A 13782-nucleotide genomic window follows, 5' to 3' on the forward strand; every position below is an offset into this window, starting at 1 on the left:
AAAAGTCAACAACTGTTTTATAACAAAATTGAAAATTAATGAAAAAGTTTAGGAAATGGATTATAGTTAACAATGTAGGATGTAAGTAAAAAACTTTCTCAAGTACGGAGAAAAACCGCATTCCTACACGGTTTTAGAAAGGATGGATACATATGAAGATGACTGTTGTCGGCTTTTGGGGAGGCTTTCCAGAAGCGGGAGAAGCAACGTCGGGGTATTTGTTTGAACACGATGGTTTTCGTTTACTTGTAGACTGTGGTAGTGGTGTACTAGCACAGCTTCAAAAATATATAACACCATCTGATATAGATGCAGTTGTATTGTCGCACTATCATCACGATCATGTTGCAGATATTGGGGTATTGCAATATGCAAGATTAATTACGAGTGTGACAAAAGGACAACTACCGGAGTTACCAATATACGGTCATTCGTTTGATGAGAATGGATTCCATTCTTTAACGCATGAACCGCATACGAAAGGAATCGCGTACAATCCAGAAGAAACACTTCAAATTGGACCGTTCTCCATTTCATTCTTAAAAACTGTTCATCCTGTTACATGCTTTGCGATGCGTATTACAGCTGGCGATGATGTTGTTGTATACAGTGCAGATTCAAGTTATATTCCTGAATTTATTCCGTTCACAAAAGATGCTGATCTTTTCATTTGTGAATGTAATATGTATGCACATCAAGAGGCTGCCAAAGCAGGGCATATGAATAGTACAGAAGTAGCAAGTATTGCGAAAACTGCGAATGTAAAAGAACTTTTATTAACGCATTTGCCGCATACAGGCAATCCATCTGATTTAGTAACAGAAGCAAAACAAATTTTCAGTGGCCATATTACGCTTGCGCATAGTGGTTACGTTTGGAATTCATGAGGTGATACGATGTTATTTATTGATAATAAAGGGATTACAGATCCTACGATAAACTTAGCGATTGAAGAATATTGTGTTAAAAATTTAGATATTAACGAAACATATTTACTGTTCTACATTAATGAGCCTTCGATTATCATTGGTAAAAACCAAAACACAGTGGAAGAAATTAATGCAGATTACGTAAAAGAAAAAGGCATTCATGTCGTTCGTCGTTTATCAGGCGGAGGCGCAGTATATCATGATTTAGGAAACTTAAACTTCAGCTTTATTACGAAAGATGATGGAGACAGTTTCAGCAACTTCAAAAAATTCACAGAACCTGTAACGAAAGCGCTTGGTAAACTAGGCGTAAATGCAGAGCTAAGTGGTCGTAACGACATTTTAGCTGAAGGTAGAAAAATTTCAGGTAACGCGCAGTTTTCAACGAAAGGTCGTATGTTTAGTCACGGTACGTTATTATTTGACTCTGAAATCGATCACGTTGTATCAGCACTAAAAGTGAAAATGGATAAGATTCAATCAAAAGGAATTAAATCAATCCGTAGCCGCGTTGCGAATATTACAGAGTTCTTAAACGAAAAAATGACGACAGAAGAGTTTAGACAACTTCTGCTAGAAACAATTTTCGAAGGAGAAACAGAAATTCCAACGTACGAATTAACAGAAGCTGATTGGAAAGAGATTTATAAAATTTCTGAAGAACGTTACCGCAATTGGGACTGGAACTACGGGAAGTCTCCGAAGTTCAACTTACAACATTCACACCGCTTCCCAGTTGGACAAGTTGATGTTCGCCTTGAAGTGAAAAAAGGAACAGTAACAGAATGTAAAATTTACGGTGATTTCTTCGGATCACTAGATGTTCATGACATTGAAGAACGTCTAACAGGCGTACAATTTGATAAAGATACATTCACTGTAGCTTTAGAAGGCGTAGATATCGCGCGCTACTTTGGTAATATTACAACAGAAGATTTCTTACATTTATTCTTCTAAACAGAGGAGGCTGTCAAATGGCAGCCTCTTTCTTTTTGCGTAGATTGTCAGGTTTTGTCGGTAAGTCGATATATTTCAAAAATCGCTGATATATTTCGAGTTATAGTCGATATATTCGAAAAATCGCCGATATAATTTCACTTACCGCAAAACGTATATTTACAGGACATCTGCTCCTTATAAAGGAATATATATGATAAAAGGAGGCGAATCGAAATGAAACGTTTAGTAGCGTTGGTAAAACGCCAGATGTTGTCTTGTCGATAGATGAAGACAATAAGGGATTACCGACAGTATATGTTACAGTGTACGTTCATGAAAATAGAGCGGACGCTCTCAATTTGTATGGAGAGTATACGGCTTTAAATAAAGAGGAAATTGAAAAACTTAGCGGAAAGATGAGTGCATATTATCCTACAATGATTTTAGCTACAGTTTAACTATATGTTTGTACCTGTTTCTTTCACATATAATTCTCGCATCTTACTAAAGTGTTCTGGAAGAAAGTGGTTGATGTATATTCGATTAATAGAATATCACTTGCTACTTTAATTTTCTTTTAATATAATTAATTTAGAATTTTTAAATATTCTAAATTTTATAAAGGTGGGATTTGTGTGAATCTCGTTCAATCTTTGGCTGAAACGGCAAAAAAGAAGGGGGATAAACCGGCGTACATATTTATGGATCAGTCGGTCTCGTATGACCAATTAAACAAAGTAGTCACTAGGTTTTCTAGCAATTTAGCAAAAATGGGCATTGGAAAAGGGGACAATGTCGCATTAGCTGTAGGCAATTCACCACATTTTTTAGTAGGTTTATACGGAACAATGAAAGCCGGAGCAACTGTCATTCCGATTAATCCAATTTATACAGCAGACGAAATACATTACATATTACAAAATGGAGATGTAAAAACAATCATCGTACTCGACGTCCTTCTACCTGTTATACAATCTCTTACAACAAGACTTCCTTCACTTGAAAATATCATCATATGCGAAACCTCATCAGATTTTAACCATATAGAAACCGAAAAAATGAAAACGTTTACTAGTTTTATAGGAAATGGAGATGTAACTTACGAAGGTCCTGAACTAGATGAAGAAGATGTAGCTGTTATTTTATACACTTCAGGTACAACTGGAAAGCCAAAAGGCGCTATGTTAACGCATAAAAATTTATATAGTAATGCTAGCGATGTTGCGTCATATTTACAATATACTGCGGATGATCGCGTCGTTGCGGCACTGCCGATGTTCCATGTGTTCTGTTTAACAGTTGCGGTAAATGCGCCGATTGTGAACGGGGCAACAATTTTAATGTTACCGAAGTTTAGTCCGAAAGAAGTATTTCGCATTTGTCGTACGTATGAACCAACGATTTTTGCGGGTGTACCGACAATGTATAATTACTTATATTTATTTGAAGAAGCAAGCGCAGAAGATGTGAAGACACTTCGGCTTTGTATTTCAGGTGGTGCATCGATGCCTGTTGCGCTTCTAAAAAACTTTGAAAAACGTTTTGACGTTATCGTTTCAGAAGGATACGGTTTATCAGAAGCATCACCAGTTACTTGTTTTAACCCGTTAGACCGTCCTCGTAAACCAGGATCAATTGGCACGAATATTTGGCACGTAGAAAATAAAATTGTGAATGAACTTGGGGAAGAAGTACCTGTTGGTGCAGTTGGGGAGTTAATTGTTCGCGGACCTAACGTTATGAAGGGTTACTATAATGCGCCAGAAGATACTGCGGCGACAATTAAAGATGGCTGGCTATATACAGGTGACTTAGCGAAAATGGATGAAGAAGGTTACTTCTATATCGTCGATCGTAAAAAAGATATTGTTTTAGTTGGCGGTTATAACGTATATCCTCGTGAAGTAGAGGAAGTATTATATACTCATGATTCGGTAGCTGAAGTTGTCGTAATCGGTGTTCCTGATGAAAACTTAGGAGAAGCAGTGCGAGCTTACGTCGTTCTGAAACAAACGAGCGTAACAGAAGAAGAGCTTACGCATTACTGCACGTTACATTTAGCGAAATATAAAGTGCCAATGAGTATTGAGTTTTTAACAGAATTGCCGAAGAATACAACTGGTAAATTGTTAAGAAGAGCTTTGAGAGAGAAGGCATTACAAGTATAAAAATAAAGATATCCATCTCTATGACTACATGTTTAGAGATGGATATCTTTTTGTCCTGTAAAGGCTCGATTCGTGTGGATGGACAAAATCCCTACTCATTAAAGTTTCACTTTATTTTTTAGAATTGGTTAAGCTATAAGCCCATATATTTAAACCGTAATATGACTAATAAGGAGGAGATATGTATGGAGCAGAAGGAATTACGCTTACGGAAAGTACAATATCTTATTTGTGACATTATGGATGAAATGAATATGGAGAGTGAAAAGAAGAACTTAGAAACATTGCAAAAGGTAATTGATCACCTTTCAGGGGCGATTGGGGATTTAGTTGATCCATCAAGTTCGTATTCTATCGATTATTTAGAGAGAAAGGTTCATACGGCTCATTATTTACTTTTTAAAAATGAACGGAAAGCATACTTATGTAGGAAATAAAAAAGATTGGCTTTTATTTTTCTTTTCAATTGATAATCATTATCAATACGATAGTTATGATGGATAAATGAATATAAAAGGAAATGTCATATTGATAATGATTAAAAAAGATTTATTCATATATTTGTTGTTGATGGTGAAAGGGAATAGTTAGGGATATTTGTATAAGCCCCCGAAGCGATAAAGTGAAATTCCAAGTTGACACATATGAATTACGTAATTAAAATGAAAAGAAATCAAACAGAATACAATAGAAGCTCATCAGAGAAACTGAAGGCGCACAACGTTCACTTTTGTGAATAGGTTGTGTGCCTTTTTCTATTGTACAAACTAAGGGGGCTTTATATATGAAAAAGTGGGGTAAGACAGCGTTTATGAAAAGTACAGGTGTCTTATTGTCAGCATTTGTTCTTTTGTCAGGGTGTTGTGGCTCGGCAACATCTACTAGTAATTCTGAAGGAGGCGGGGATAAGAAGACAGTTGAACTTTTAAATGTTTCATATGACCCGACGCGTGAGTTGTATCAAGATTTTAATAAAGACTTTGCGAAGTATTGGAAAGAGAAGCATGGTCAAACAGTAAATGTAAAACAATCACACGGGGGATCTGGAAGTCAGGCACGCTCTGTTATTGACGGTTTAGAAGCAGACGTTGTAACACTAGCGCTCGCTTATGATATTGACGCGATTAGTAAGAAGAAACAACTAGCAGAAGATTGGCAGAAGCGACTTGCGGATAATTCTACTCCGTATACATCAACGATTGTATTTCTTGTGAGAAAAGGAAACCCGAAAGGAATTAAAGACTGGGATGATTTAACGAAAAAAGGTGTGTCTGTCATTACACCGAATCCAAAAACATCTGGAGGAGCACGGTGGAACTATTTAGGGGCGTGGGGATACGCACTAAAGAAATATAACAATAGTGAAGATAAAGCGAAAGAATTTGTCGGTCAAATTTATAAAAACGTAGAAGTGCTTGATTCTGGTGCACGCGGGGCAACGACGACTTTCGTTGAAAAAGGAATTGGTGACGTGTTAATTGCTTGGGAAAATGAAGCATTATTATCACAAAAAGAACTTGGAAAAGATAAATTTGAAATTGTAACGCCTTCGATTAGTATACTTGCAGAACCGCCAGTAGCTGTTGTAGATATAGTAGTTGATAAAAAAGGAACGAAAAAAGTAGCAGAAGGATACCTTGAATATTTGTATTCAGAAAAAGGGCAAGAAATTGCGGCGAAAAACTTTTATCGCCCTCGTAATGAAAAAGTAGCAGAAAAGTACGCATCACAATTTCCGAAAGTTCAATTATTTACAGTAGATGAACTATTTGGAGGCTGGAAAAAAGCGCAAGAAAAGCATTTTAATGATGGCGGCGTATTCGATCAAATGTATAAAAAATAAGGGGGGATGAGGTGACGTTATATGAGGAAGAAGCGTGTCTTACCAGGGTTTGGATTATCTCTTGGATTTACAATGCTGTATATGAGTTTATTCGTACTTATACCACTTTCTATCGTATTTATTCAAACTTCGCAGCTAGGCTGGAAGAAGTTCGCACAAGTTATAACGAGTGAGCGCGTGTTGCATTCCTATCAAGTAAGTTTCACAACTTCACTTGCAGCGGCAGTTGTAAATGCCATTTTTGGTTTATTAATTGCTTGGGTACTCGTTCGATATACATTTCCAGGGAAACGGTTATTAGACGGACTAATCGATTTACCATTCGCTCTTCCGACTGCAGTAGCTGGTATTACACTTACGACGCTTTATGCGGAAAATGGCTGGGTTGGAAAAATATTTAGTGTGTTTCATATAAAAGTAGCTTTTACCCAGCTCGGCATTATTGTGGCGCTTACGTTTATTGGCTTACCCTTTGTCGTCCGAATGGTGCAACCAGTACTACAAAGTATTGATAAAGAAGTAGAAGAAGCAGCTTCTAGTTTAGGGGCGTCACGTTTCCAAATATTTGTGAAAATCATTTTGCCCGAAATATTTCCAGCTCTACTTGCTGGTTTTTCACTCGCCTTCGCGCGGGCGTTAGGAGAATATGGATCTGTCGTGTTCATTGCTGGTAATATGCCGATGAAAACAGAGATCGCACCGCTTATGATTATGACGAAACTAGAACAATATGATTACGCAGGAGCAACAGCGGTAGCGGCTGTGATGCTTATCATTTCTCTTCTTTTCCTACTTCTTATTAATATGATTCAAACTTGGAGCAGAAGGCATGAACTGAAAAGCGAATAGGAGGGGAGAAAATGGAACCAACATTACTAGAGAAAAAAATAGTAAAAAGCGTATCAGCTAAAAAAGAATCTAAATGGGTACCAATTCTATTCATTACGATAACAGTTTTATTTTTATCTCTCTTTTTATTACTGCCGCTCGTGACAATTTTTATGAAAGCATTTGAACGCGGGCTTGATGTATATATTACCGCCGTAACAGATCAAGAAGCATTTTCAGCGATTCGATTAACGCTTCTCGTTGCATTCATCGTTGTACCGCTTAATACGATATTCGGAATAGCGGCCGCTTGGCTTATTACGAAGTTTCAGTTTAAAGGAAAGCAAATATTATTATCTCTTATTGAACTGCCGTTTGCTGTATCACCAGTCATTGCAGGATTAGTATTCGTTTTACTTTTCACACCTCGTGCTGCTCTTGGCGGATGGTTATTGGAACACGGGATAAAGCTCATCTTCTCTGTCCCTGGCATTATCATTGCGACGATATTTGTTACGTTTCCGTTCGTTGCCCGTGAATTAATCCCGGTAATGCAAGCGCAAGGGAAAAGTGAAGAAGAAGCAGCTCTATCACTTGGCGCAAGCGGCTGGAAAATGTTTTGGCGCGTCACATTACCAAATATAAAATGGGGTCTATTATACGGCATGATTTTATGTAATGCCCGCGCCATTGGTGAGTTCGGCGCCGTTTCCGTTGTGTCTGGTCACGTGCGCGGCATGACAAATACAATGCCGCTTCATATTGAAATTTTGTACAATGAATATCAATTTTCAGCAGCGTTCGCTGTGGCGACTTTAATGTCACTTATCGCAGTTGTTACGCTCGTTATAAAAAACTGGATTGAATGGAGAATGGAAAAACGACAATAAGGGGTGAGTGCGGTGAGTATTCAAATTCAAAATGTATCAAAACAATATGGCACATTTCAAGCGTTGGCAGACATTCATTTGGATATTCCAAAAGGTGAACTGGTCGCTTTATTAGGTCCATCAGGTTCTGGGAAAACGACGTTATTACGAATTATTGCAGGGCTAGAAGAAGCGGATGGAGGTTCCATTTCATTTGATGGGGAAGATTTAACAGATATTCATGTGAAAAATCGGCAAGTTGGTTTCGTCTTCCAGCATTATGCACTTTTTAAACATATGAACGTGTTTGAAAATGTCGCTTTCGGTTTAAAAGTAAGAAAGAAAAGTGTAAGACCTTCAGCAGAGGCAATAGAAGAAAAAGTAATAGAACTATTGAAACTAGTAAAAATGGATGGTTTCGCAAAACGATACCCAGCGCAATTATCTGGCGGACAACGACAGCGTATCGCACTAGCCCGGGCACTTGCAGTCGAACCGAAAATTTTATTACTTGATGAACCGTTCGGTGCACTTGATGCGAAAGTGCGGAAAGAATTGCGAAGGTGGCTCCGGAAACTACATGACGAATTTCAAATTACGAGTGTATTCGTAACGCATGACCAAGAAGAAGCGTTAGACGTTGCAGACCGTATCGTCGTGATGAATGAAGGGCGTATTGAACAAATGGGAACGCCGGAAGAAGTGTATGAAAATCCAGCAAGCCCGTTCGTGTACGACTTTTTAGGAAACGTAAACTTATTTCATGGCCGCGTCCATAAAGGTAAGCTAAATGTAGGATCGGTGGAACTAGAAGCGCCAGAGCATAAGCACGTTTCAAACGTAGACGGAGTGGGATACGTAAGACCACATCATCTTTCAATCGATCGTACGAAACAAAGTGTAGATGCCATCCCGGCGAAAGTAACATACTCACATGCAGTTGGCCCTGTCGTATATGTAGAATTAAGACGCGATGGAACAGATGAATATTTAGAAGCGGAAATTAGTAAAGAACAGTTCAGACAGCTCAACATTCAAACGGGTGAGTTTGTATACGTACATCCGAGAGAAGTGAAGGTGTTTATTCCGGAGGATTTTGTTATTTAATAGTGGAATGCCGTACCTATACGAGTATTTGTAGGTGCGGCTTTTCTTTGTTTGCGTGAATGTTATATTTTTATATATTCCTCCTCATCAACTCCCCAACCTGCGTCGCAACATACGCAATATCACTATCAATTTCTTCTAACACGTAAGATTCCAAAATCCCCATTACAGCGGTCCCTAAAAATTTTAAAACGATGTGTTTATCAATGTTTTTATTTATAGACGTATTCGTATTTAAATTTTTTTCAATTTCACCCATGATGAAAGTTAATAACTTTTTCTGAAATGATAATGTACTGTTGCATTTAAACAATGCCGTGAAAAATGGTTTATGCTCTTTGAAGTATTCAAATCATATAACTGTACCTTCAAAATCCCCTTTGTTTTGTAGTAAATACAAGAGTTTTATTATCGTTCGTTTGAAGTGCTTAATATTTACGTTAAACGTGCATAACAAGATATAATAGAAGAAATCAATAAGGAGGCTAGCAGTGAAAAATTTTCGTTATCTCAATATATTCACTATTTTAATTGTATACACACTACTTATGTTTTACATTGGCTGGAACGGCTGGGTTTGGCTCAGTACGGTATTTGGCTGGGAATCTTGGGGATATTACGCTTTCATAGTCGGATTTATTTCATATGCGTATATTCTCGTGCAAGTGTTTAAATTCCTTCCTTTCCTGCGAACTGTCGGTTCAATTTGGTTTGCGGTTATACAATATGCGCTCATGTTATTGCCATTAGCCGATATTGCAGTCTTCTTTTTACAGTTTTCTATAGAGAAAGACACGGCAATTATTTGGACAGGGGCAGTCACTTTACTCGTATTTTTCTTTATCTTCGCATACGGGGTATTTAATGCGTATAGCCCGGTTGTAAGAAAGTATGATGTACATATACCGAAAAAAGTAGAAGGACGTAAAAGTTTACGTATTGCGATGGCTTCGGATATGCATTTCGGTAAATTGTCTGGTGTTTCGCATTTAAAGAGACTTGTCTGTCATGTAAATGAAATGGAGCCCGATATTATTTTACTGCCTGGTGATATTATCGACGATCATCCAGGTGTGTTCATTCAAAAAAATATGGGACCAATCATGAAACAGATGAAAGCTCCATTAGGCGTATATGGTGTGTTAGGAAACCATGAATATTACGGCCGAGCTGTTCCTGAGTTTTTACAAGAGATGGATAAGATTGATATTCGTATTCTTTTAGATGAAGTCATTACAATTGAAGATGATTTTTATCTCGTTGGAAGAAGAGATAAAACAGAGCGTGATCGTCAAAGTTTTGAAAATCTAATGAGTACGGTAGATAAATCGCTTCCTGTTATCGCAATGGATCACCAACCATTTGAATTAAAACAAGCAGCGGATGCCGGCGTCGATTTACTATTATCCGGTCACACGCACCGCGGACAAATGGCGCCGAATCATATTGTGACGAGAAGAATGTACGAACTAGACTGGGGATACGCACAAAAAGGTGCATTCCACGCCATTGTTTCTTCTGGATTTGGATTCTGGGGACCACCGCTTAGACTTGGAAGTAGATCTGAGATTGTGCAGGTGGAAGTTACGTTTGAATAGGTATGTGAAATAGAGAGCTGAGTGCTCTCTATTTTTTAATTTAAAGGCACAAAATATTCGAGTGAAGTTCTTTATTTACTCTCTGAAAAAAGAGATACTATAAGAAGACTCTGCTTGAAAAGGGGGATTATAAGTGATCATATCAGATGTTATATACGGTGAGTTTAAAGTAGATAAAGTGTTAGAAGAATTAATTTTAAGTAAACATGTGCAAAGGCTGAAAGGGGTTCATCAGGCCGGAGCAAGTTACTTAATGAATGAGAAATGGAATGTAACACGTTTTGATCATTCAGTTGGTGCTATGTTGTTAATTAAAAAACTTGGTGGTTCAGTAGAAGAACAGATTGCTGGTTTACTGCATGACGTATCGCATACTGCTTTTTCTCATGTGATTGATTATGTTTTTGATAACGAAAATGAAAGTTATCATGAAGAAATATTTAGTGCTGTCGTTAAAAACTCGGAAATCCCGGCGATTCTTTCAAAACATGGTTATAACTATGAAGATATTTTATTAGATGATTCGAAGTGGACGTTACTTGAAAGATCTGCGCCAGAATTATGTGCAGACCGAGTGGATTACACATTACGGGATATGTTTACATATGGATATATTTCTTTAGAAGAAGCTCAAGACTTTTTAAATGATTTAATCGAAGTTAATGGGAAAATGGTTCTTCAAAATATTGAAATTGCAGAATGGTTTACGAAGACGTATTACAAAGAAGTAATCGACTTCTTTATGAAACCACTTAATATTTATGGAAATGATATGTTATCCAAAACGTTAAAGTTAGCTCTTCATAAAAAGATAATCCATCCAGATGATTTTCTTCTTGAAGATCATGAGCTTATTACGAAATTGCGGCTATGTAAAGATCAAGAAGTAGATACTTTATTAAGAAAAATTCATCCAAGTATAGAAGTAAAAGAAGATAGAAATGAGTATGATCTACATCAGAAAAATAAAGTGCGTCTCATTGACCCGCCCTTACTTCGTGAAGGGAAAATCGTTCAGTCGTCTGTCGTATCAGAAAAAATAAGACAGATGAGCGATATCGCTTATGAAAAGGCGGTAAGAGGGATGTATGTGAAAGTGATTTCCAATTAGTTTATTTGTAATAGGAAAAGGTGTCATCAATTATGATGACACCTTTTCGCTTTAAAGGGTTGTTCGTATGGAAATGTGTTACATTTTTACGAGACTATTTTATTTTACTAGAAAAATACCTTTTATGGTAAAAAATATTTTTTTGTAAAGTTTTCCATTAAAAATAATTTGTGAAAAAAGTACTAATTTTTAATGTGACAAAAATAATATATTTTTCAATAATCTCTTTAGAATCTTTCGTTCTTTATATATGGATTTTTATATTATTTAAGGTAATTCAAAGGTTTTTGTCGTTTTTTGTTGTGATTTTCATATTATGATAAACCAAATGTTCGGAATCAGCCATTATAACATAAAAATTTTTAAAAAACAGAATTGAATCACATTGTTTATTTTAATATAATTTATTTGTTAATTAATAACATATTTGGGATGTGATTCTTTATTGCGGCGAGAATTCTTTTTAACATAGGGGGATTTACAGAATGGTTAAAACGGCGGAAACTGAAATGATGAATGAATTAAAAGAAACAGTTTACAAATTCTTTCCGAAAAATATTGTGAAAGAAGAAGAATTGTACGAGGAGTCTAAAGAGTATAAAAGGTTTGTAGACTTAAAAGAGAGCTTTATAAAAAACGAGAGCTCTCAAAAGGAAATTTTGTCTGTAATCGAGTCAACATTTTGCGATTATCACGTGTCAGACTATACAGATTTAAACCTATACAATTGTCTAGAGTATAACGTGTTATTAAATGGAAAAGAACCGATGTTAAATGATGATATTGATTGGATACGGAAATCAAGAGGCGAGCGCCTTGATCTAGGGGTTTTTGTTAGCTTACTTAATAAATATTATTATTACTACGTATTAAAAACAACATATGATGAAGAGTTAAGAGAATGGACTTTTGAAACAACCGATGTAGAAATGGATACCATTTGTGAATTTGAAAAACTAATGAACACAAAAGGGTTTATAAGAGTAGAACGAGAGGTTGCTAGAACTGCAATTCCTGATATAGAAACGGAATGTTTACGTATGGGGGAAGTTAACGTGTTTCACGCTTTATTCACGGATTCTGTTAGTGAAATATAAAATTGTTACATTGTTTAGGGCATTATTAAAAGGGATGCACAGGAAATAGTAGTTAGTTTTTTCTAATCTTTTATCATTATTAAGATTTCGAAAGTTACTGTTTTTAGTGAGTAGTAAACGAAAAAAGAAGTAGCACATCATTTTTTAATGTGCTACTTCTTTTTCAGTATCAATCAAACCAATTCCAAACCTCAATATCTCCAAGAGTCGCATAACGTATGTGAGGCGAGTTTTGTAATTTTAATAATTCTTTTGACGGGCCAGTAATGACAATGCCGTATACTTTTACGCCGTTATCTTTTACATATTTATAACGTTTATCTAAGTTTAGTTCGCTTTCAGGAAGCATAGCAACTGTACTTACAGTTTTTTTATGTGTAGAAAGAATACGCATCATTTCAATTACTTTGTCTTCTTGCGTTTTCTGTTTTTCTGTTTCATCATCAAGGAATCCTATATGTTCTGGAAATCCTATAAAGTCGCTTCCAGATAGTATGAAATCTTCTTCATTTATTCTTTCTTGTCCTGTGTCTAAAGCGTACCATACAGGAGTTGGAGGGAGTTCTTGTGCTTCAAATACGCTATATAAAAGTGGTTCTAATTCTTTTAAAGTGTAAGCTTTGTCAAAAGAAATTGCTACTTCTGCAACTGTTCCCTCATGTACCTTTGCAAGGGTATCCCAAACCTTTTTAGATGCTTCTTTCAAATAATCACCTTGTTTTATTTTTGGATGAACAAAGTGGATGTTCGGTTGATAGTGCATATTCACCCAAGATTGATTTGTGATATTTAAAGAAGATAAGAAGCTGCTCGTTTCTATTGTACCGAGTGGCATTTCTTTTTTACCAATCGTTTTTACTAAATCAAATTGGCTGTTTGTTCGAAAGAAAGCTTCTACACTTGTTCCGCCGCCCATAACGCGGCTATTTGGGATAGTTGCTTCAAGTGCAAGAGAGGGAACATCTCTTATTTCTTTTAGCCTTTTATCATTATTAGCTTGAAAATAAAAGGCAGACAATACTCCGCCGATCATATATATAACGATACAAATTGCTAGTATAAAACCAAGCGTTTGTAAACGATGTTTCCACTTAATCCTCCAAAAAGGAACTTTAAGATCTTTTGGTGGTAACTTTTTCTTAACGGGTTCTGTTTTTATTAATAATGCATCCAAATGCACTTCACACTCTTCACATGTCTCAATATGACTTTCTAATTTTTCTTGTTCGTCATGTGTGAGTGTTCCGTTTTCATATTTCTCCCACAGTTTTTTAAACTCTGCACAACCCATCT

Annotated in this window: 12 protein-coding genes and 2 pseudogenes; 12 read left to right on the forward strand and 2 right to left on the reverse strand. The window is 36.4% G+C overall.

The genetic code is table 11. The features are described from left to right. The first annotated feature begins 152 nt into the window (after positions 1-152). The 9 genes and pseudogenes from MHI07_RS05445 to MHI07_RS05485 all read left to right on the forward strand — a co-directional run bounded on the left by MHI07_RS05445 (position 153) and on the right by MHI07_RS05485 (position 8683). Positions 153-887 carry an MBL fold metallo-hydrolase gene (locus MHI07_RS05445; RefSeq protein ID WP_215555503.1) on the forward strand — a complete coding sequence of 245 codons (735 nt, stop codon included), beginning with the start codon at positions 153-155 and terminating at the stop codon, positions 885-887. A 9-nt stretch (positions 888-896) separates the two neighbouring features. After that, positions 897-1886, forward strand: a complete 990-nt coding sequence (locus tag MHI07_RS05450) for a lipoate--protein ligase (protein WP_002158958.1) — start codon at positions 897-899, stop codon at positions 1884-1886. A 200-nt stretch (positions 1887-2086) separates the two neighbouring features. Beyond that, a pseudogene (locus MHI07_RS05455) lies at positions 2087-2326 on the forward strand (hypothetical protein); the annotation flags it as partial. A 177-nt stretch (positions 2327-2503) separates the two neighbouring features. Next, positions 2504-4036 carry a fatty acid--CoA ligase family protein gene (locus MHI07_RS05460; protein WP_002158957.1) on the forward strand — a complete coding sequence of 511 codons (1533 nt, stop codon included), beginning with the start codon at positions 2504-2506 and terminating at the stop codon, positions 4034-4036. 185 nt (positions 4037-4221) lie between these two features. Continuing rightward, a complete protein-coding gene (locus MHI07_RS05465; protein ID WP_000435464.1) occupies positions 4222-4473 on the forward strand; it encodes a hypothetical protein in 252 nt (83 codons plus the stop codon). A 347-nt stretch (positions 4474-4820) separates the two neighbouring features. After that, positions 4821-5879 (forward strand): sulfate ABC transporter substrate-binding protein, encoded by a 1059-nt coding sequence (locus MHI07_RS05470; protein WP_340822403.1) that lies wholly within the window; start codon positions 4821-4823, stop codon positions 5877-5879. Positions 5880-5900: 21 nt separating this feature from the next. After that, a complete protein-coding gene (gene cysT / locus MHI07_RS05475; protein WP_215580845.1) occupies positions 5901-6728 on the forward strand; it encodes a sulfate ABC transporter permease subunit CysT in 828 nt (275 codons plus the stop codon). An 11-nt stretch (positions 6729-6739) separates the two neighbouring features. Beyond that, entirely contained in the window at positions 6740-7597 is an 858-nt protein-coding gene (gene cysW, locus MHI07_RS05480) for a sulfate ABC transporter permease subunit CysW (RefSeq protein WP_215580847.1), read from the forward strand. 12 nt (positions 7598-7609) lie between these two features. Continuing rightward, the gene (locus MHI07_RS05485; protein WP_215580849.1) at positions 7610-8683 is read left to right on the forward strand and encodes a sulfate/molybdate ABC transporter ATP-binding protein; all 1074 of its coding nucleotides are present in this window, start codon (positions 7610-7612) and stop codon (positions 8681-8683) included. A gap of 70 nt (positions 8684-8753) precedes the next feature. Here the strand turns inward: MHI07_RS05485 and MHI07_RS05490 are convergent. Beyond that, positions 8754-9080, reverse strand: a pseudogene (locus tag MHI07_RS05490) (TetR-like C-terminal domain-containing protein); the annotation flags it as partial. Positions 9081-9174: 94 nt separating this feature from the next. Here MHI07_RS05490 and MHI07_RS05495 point away from each other — a divergent pair. The 3 genes from MHI07_RS05495 (at position 9175) to MHI07_RS05505 (ending at position 12489) form a co-directional block, all read left to right on the forward strand. Then, positions 9175-10281: a metallophosphoesterase gene (locus MHI07_RS05495; RefSeq protein ID WP_215580853.1), complete on the forward strand. Its 1107-nt coding sequence runs from the start codon at positions 9175-9177 to the stop codon at positions 10279-10281. Between the two features lie 133 nt (positions 10282-10414). Beyond that, positions 10415-11392 (forward strand): HD domain-containing protein, encoded by a 978-nt coding sequence (locus MHI07_RS05500; protein WP_340822411.1) that lies wholly within the window; start codon positions 10415-10417, stop codon positions 11390-11392. A 485-nt stretch (positions 11393-11877) separates the two neighbouring features. After that, positions 11878-12489 (forward strand): hypothetical protein, encoded by a 612-nt coding sequence (locus MHI07_RS05505; protein WP_215580857.1) that lies wholly within the window; start codon positions 11878-11880, stop codon positions 12487-12489. A gap of 169 nt (positions 12490-12658) precedes the next feature. Here MHI07_RS05505 and MHI07_RS05510 read toward each other — a convergent pair whose 3' ends face one another. Further along, positions 12659-13780: an anti-sigma factor gene (locus MHI07_RS05510; RefSeq protein ID WP_215580858.1), complete on the reverse strand. Its 1122-nt coding sequence runs from the start codon at positions 13778-13780 to the stop codon at positions 12659-12661. Positions 13781-13782: the final 2 nt, after the last annotated feature.

The sequence above is a fragment of the Bacillus sp. FSL H8-0545 genome, from assembly GCF_038006105.1.
Taxonomy (GTDB): Bacteria; Bacillota; Bacilli; order Bacillales; family Bacillaceae_G; genus Bacillus_A; species Bacillus_A cereus_U.

Bases quoted from the DNA above. Each gene is read 5' to 3' on its own strand.
- MHI07_RS05445 (WP_215555503.1), top strand. From the start codon at position 153: ATGAAGATGACTGTTGTCGGCTTTTGGGGAGGCTTTCCAGAAGCGGGA.
- cysW (WP_215580847.1), top strand. From the start codon at position 6,740: ATGGAACCAACATTACTAGAGAAAAAAATAGTAAAAAGCGTATCAGCT.
- MHI07_RS05450 (WP_002158958.1), top strand. From the start codon at position 897: ATGTTATTTATTGATAATAAAGGGATTACAGATCCTACGATAAACTTA.
- MHI07_RS05465 (WP_000435464.1), top strand. From the start codon at position 4,222: ATGGAGCAGAAGGAATTACGCTTACGGAAAGTACAATATCTTATTTGT.
- cysT (WP_215580845.1), top strand. From the start codon at position 5,901: ATGAGGAAGAAGCGTGTCTTACCAGGGTTTGGATTATCTCTTGGATTT.
- MHI07_RS05510 (WP_215580858.1), bottom strand. From the start codon at position 13,780: ATGGGTTGTGCAGAGTTTAAAAAACTGTGGGAGAAATATGAAAACGGA.
- MHI07_RS05470 (WP_340822403.1), top strand. From the start codon at position 4,821: ATGAAAAAGTGGGGTAAGACAGCGTTTATGAAAAGTACAGGTGTCTTA.
- MHI07_RS05505 (WP_215580857.1), top strand. From the start codon at position 11,878: ATGGTTAAAACGGCGGAAACTGAAATGATGAATGAATTAAAAGAAACA.